The 2,174-nt window shown below is 61.8% G+C and carries 4 protein-coding genes; 3 read left to right on the forward strand and 1 reads right to left on the reverse strand.

Going from position 1 to position 2,174, the window contains the following annotated elements:
• Positions 1-174: 174 nt before the first annotated feature.
• Together J0A65_RS22525 and J0A65_RS22530 are read left to right on the forward strand one after the other, a co-directional pair.
• Positions 175-477, forward strand: coding sequence for a type II toxin-antitoxin system RelE/ParE family toxin (locus J0A65_RS22525; RefSeq protein WP_150608788.1), 303 nt, complete (start codon positions 175-177; stop codon positions 475-477).
• A complete protein-coding gene (locus J0A65_RS22530) occupies positions 470-760 on the forward strand; it encodes an addiction module antidote protein (RefSeq protein WP_206596553.1) in 291 nt (96 codons plus the stop codon). Before J0A65_RS22525 ends, J0A65_RS22530 begins: the two co-directional genes overlap by 8 nt.
• A 103-nt stretch (positions 761-863) precedes the next feature.
• Here J0A65_RS22530 and J0A65_RS22535 read toward each other — a convergent pair whose 3' ends face one another.
• A complete protein-coding gene (locus tag J0A65_RS22535) occupies positions 864-1,352 on the reverse strand; it encodes an Lrp/AsnC family transcriptional regulator (protein ID WP_232850110.1) in 489 nt (162 codons plus the stop codon).
• Positions 1,353-1,495: 143 nt separating this feature from the next.
• Between J0A65_RS22535 and J0A65_RS22540 the strand changes: the two genes are divergently transcribed.
• Complete coding sequence (locus J0A65_RS22540) at positions 1,496-2,125, forward strand: LysE family translocator (RefSeq protein ID WP_152488274.1); 630 nt, start codon at positions 1,496-1,498, stop codon at positions 2,123-2,125.
• The last annotated feature ends 49 nt before the right edge of the window (positions 2,126-2,174 follow it).

A 2,174-nucleotide genomic window follows, 5' to 3' on the forward strand; every position in this document is an offset into this window, starting at 1 on the left:
TTCCGCACCTGGGCGCAGAGAGCAGGAATAACGCGGGCGGATCGGGGCGCCGTAGGGCCAACGAACAGTCCATCGACCCATGCTGAAACGGCGCCACAACCTACAGCCAACACTACCCAGCGCTGCCAGAGCCTTCACCTTGGCAATTCGTGCTTTATAAACTACATTCGATCCATGCGAAAAATCGAATCCGCCACCTTCAGAAATTGGCTGAAGAAGCTCAAGGACGACACTGGCAAGGCACGCATCGTGGCCCGGATCAACCGGCTGATGGAAGGCTTGCCAGGCGACGTGGCGCCGGTCGGCCACGGCGTCAGCGAACTGCGGATTCACTATGGTCCCGGCTACAGGGTGTATTTCCACCAGCAAGGCGACACGCTGGTGATTTTGCTCTGTGCAGGCGACAAGGGCAGCCAACGCCGCGACATCGAGGCCGCCCAACAGATCCTGCAGACGTGGAGAAAGCGAGATGACTGAAACCTTTAGCGACTTCGACCCCGCCGAATACCTCACCAGCCCCGCAGCCATTGCCGAGTTCATGAGCGACGCCCTGGAAACCGGCGATGCCGGCTATATCGCCAAGGCGCTGGGCGTGGTGGCACGCGCCAAAGGCATGACCGAGCTGGCCAGAGAAACCGGCCTGTCCCGCGAGCAGCTTTATCGCTCATTCAGCGAGCACGGTAATCCGACACTGAAAACCATGCTTGCGGTGATGAAGGCGCTGGGGATTGAAATGTCTGCGCGCCCAAACGCGCGGTAGCTGGAAAACAAATTTGTCTCCTTTCCCGCACAAGGGCACGTGCCACGTGGCAGCTGCCGCCGCCATTGGTGCCGGAGCGCCGTGCTGACGACGTGACCTGCAGTCAGGCCCCGCCGCTGGCCTGCGGCAGATGCCCGAGCGGCAATGCGGTCTGATCCTTGACCGTCGCGATGGCGAAGTTGCTGCGAATGTCGCTGACGCCTGGCAACTTCAGCAGGGATTCCAGCAGGAAGCGCTCATAGGCCCTGAGGTCCTGGACGACCACCTGCAGCAGGAAGTCCGACTCCCCCGACACCAGATGGCAGGCCACCACCTCGTGCAACGCGCTGACGGCCTGGCGAAAGGCCGTGGACGTCTCGTCCTGGTGGCGCTCGACCTTGACGCCGACAAATACGGTCAGCCCCAAGCCGATGCCGTCGCGGTCCAGATCGGCGTGATACCCCCGGATGATGCCGGCTTCCTCGAGCAGGCGTACCCGTCGGAGACAGGGCGACGGCGACAATCCCACTTCCTCGGCGAGCTGCACGTTGGTCAGCCTGCCGTCGCGCTGCAGGGCCGCCAGTATTCGTCTGTCCAGATTATCCAGTTTCATAATTGGCATACTCTTAACTCTATACGTAGATCACTGGCATAATATGCCAATTATCAAGACACAAGAGGCCAAATTAGCAACTCCACGAAATCACCCTGACTGTATGCTTTTTGGCCTGGGTCATCGCAGGGTTGAGTGTGAATATGACGAACCTCGAGTTGTTCATCGGTGCATTGGTCGTGGTGTACGTGGTTCCCGGTCCGGACATGGTGCTGGTGTTGCAGACGTCCAGCATGCAGGGCCGCTGGCACGCCGTGGCGACGGCTCTCGGCCTCGCCCTGGCGCGGGCAGCGCATGTCTTGCTGGCGGCGATCGGCCTGGCCGTGCTGTTGAAAACCGTCTCCTGGGCATTCGACGTGGTCAGGCTGGCTGGTGCGCTGTACCTGATCTGGCTGGCCGTGAAGATCGCTCGCGCCCCCTCGCTGATAGCTGAAGCCTGCGCGCCGTTGCCTGCATCCTCCACCAGGGCCTATGGCGCTTCCGCCTGCCGCGGGCTGCTGACCAACATCAGCAACCCCAAGGCGCTGCTGTTCTGCTCGGTGCTTCTGCCACAGTTCGTCGATGCCAGTGCCGACGTGGCCGGCCAGTTCCTCGTGCTGGGTAGCGTGCTGGTGCTGACCGGCCTGCTTTTCGATCTGCTGTACGCCATGCTGGGCGCGGCGCTCGGGCATTGGATGCGCCGCTATCCACTGCTGCAGGTGGTGCAGCGCTGGACCTTCACCACCTTGCTGATGGGGTTCGGCCTGCGCCTGGCCATGGCGACGCGGCCCTGATAAGCGCTTGGCCTTGATCCGCAAACGGTGGATGAGAAAAGCGTCATCC

It is taken from the genome of Bowmanella yangjiangensis (assembly GCF_017255015.1).
Lineage (GTDB): Bacteria > Pseudomonadota > Gammaproteobacteria > Enterobacterales > Alteromonadaceae > Bowmanella > Bowmanella yangjiangensis.

Bases quoted from the DNA above. Each gene is read 5' to 3' on its own strand.
- J0A65_RS22525 (WP_150608788.1), top strand. From the start codon at position 175: ATGCGAAAAATCGAATCCGCCACCTTCAGAAATTGGCTGAAGAAGCTC.
- J0A65_RS22530 (WP_206596553.1), top strand. From the start codon at position 470: ATGACTGAAACCTTTAGCGACTTCGACCCCGCCGAATACCTCACCAGC.
- J0A65_RS22535 (WP_232850110.1), bottom strand. From the start codon at position 1,352: ATGAAACTGGATAATCTGGACAGACGAATACTGGCGGCCCTGCAGCGC.
- J0A65_RS22540 (WP_152488274.1), top strand. From the start codon at position 1,496: ATGACGAACCTCGAGTTGTTCATCGGTGCATTGGTCGTGGTGTACGTG.